Source organism: Salinactinospora qingdaonensis, assembly GCF_039539445.1.
Classification (GTDB): domain Bacteria; phylum Actinomycetota; class Actinomycetes; order Streptosporangiales; family Streptosporangiaceae; genus Salinactinospora; species Salinactinospora qingdaonensis.
Genome location: NZ_BAABDD010000074.1, coordinates 1 through 1,143, shown reverse-complemented (window position 1 = coordinate 1,143; position 1,143 = coordinate 1). Strand labels below are relative to the sequence as shown.

Annotated in this window: 1 protein-coding gene and 1 pseudogene; one reads left to right on the top strand and one right to left on the bottom strand. The window is 69.7% G+C overall.

Going from position 1 to position 1,143, the window contains the following annotated elements:
* A pseudogene (locus tag ABD848_RS25165) lies at positions 1-95 on the top strand (IS982 family transposase); the annotation flags it as partial.
* 20 nt (positions 96-115) lie between these two features.
* Here ABD848_RS25165 and ABD848_RS24845 read toward each other — a convergent pair.
* Positions 116-712: an MgtC/SapB family protein gene (locus ABD848_RS24845; RefSeq protein WP_344977633.1), complete on the bottom strand. Its 597-nt coding sequence runs from the start codon at positions 710-712 to the stop codon at positions 116-118.
* Between the last annotated feature and the right edge of the window lie 431 nt (positions 713-1,143).

The window sequence follows — 1,143 nt, the reverse complement described above, 5'->3', positions numbered from 1 at the left end:
TGTGCCAGCGCATCTGCGCCCTCAACGCCGCGATCTGGCACAACTGGCTCATCGACGCCCCCGTCAAACGCTCCCTGACCGCCTACGACCACTGACCAGCAACAACCATTCCCCATCAACGATCTAGGAGGCGCCGGGCGGTGGAGACCCCGTAGACGGCGAAACCGCGCTCGACAGCGGTGGCCAGCACCGTCCGCAGCACGCCGCGTTCGCTCTCGTAGCTGACCCGCAGCTTGGTGCTGGCCGTCCGGAAACGGGTGAGCCACCGCAGCAGTGGCGGATAGGCGAACACCACCAGCAGGTGCGCTGCGGTGACGAAGGCGCCCAGTACCCATAGCCCGGCGCCGCAGGCGGTTCCCACGGCAGCCGAGACCCACACCACCGCGGCCGTGGTCAGGCCTCGGACGAGGTCGCCGCGCACGAAGATGAGGCCGGCGCCGATGAAGCCGATCCCCGAGACGATCTGGGCCGCCACGCGGGAGGGGTCGAGCATGATGAGTCCGGAGGCGAGGACGTCGCCGAACCCGTACTTGCTCACCACCATGAACAGTGCTGCGCCCAAGCCGACGAGGGTGTGGGTGCGCAGCCCGGCGGCCTTGCCCCGCAGTTCGCGCTCCAGACCGATCAGCGAGCACAAGATGAGCGCGCTGAACAAGGCGAGCAGTTGCGGCCACCCCTGCACAGCGAGGTCGAAAAGGTTGCTCTCGGGCATCAGTACCGATCATCGCTGCTCAGTTCGGCTACGCGAGCACCGCGCGCCGTGTCGGCCCTCGGTCGCCCGCCACCCACTGCTCAGGCCGAGGGCGCGGTGCCTCCGCGTCGGGGGTGTCTGCTGTGGGGTGGGTGGTGCTCGCTCGTGCCTCGCTCGCGCAGCGATCGAGGCACGAGCGGCGGGCAAGCCGACGCTGTCGGTGCTGTCGGCCGGGGTGACCGGCGGTCACGGGAAGCGGTGAACGGCCGGCGGGCGGGACGGGCACCGGTTTGGCTCCGGTGGGTGGCAGCCCTTCGCCAAGGAGCGGGGGGTGCTTCTATGGGTTTGTCAAGCCGGGGGGTGGGCTGTGCCTGGAGGGTTTGCCGTTGGCTCGTGCCTCGATCGCTTCGCGATCTCAGCAGCCCGGGGCGGGCTGTGCCTGAGGTGGCACG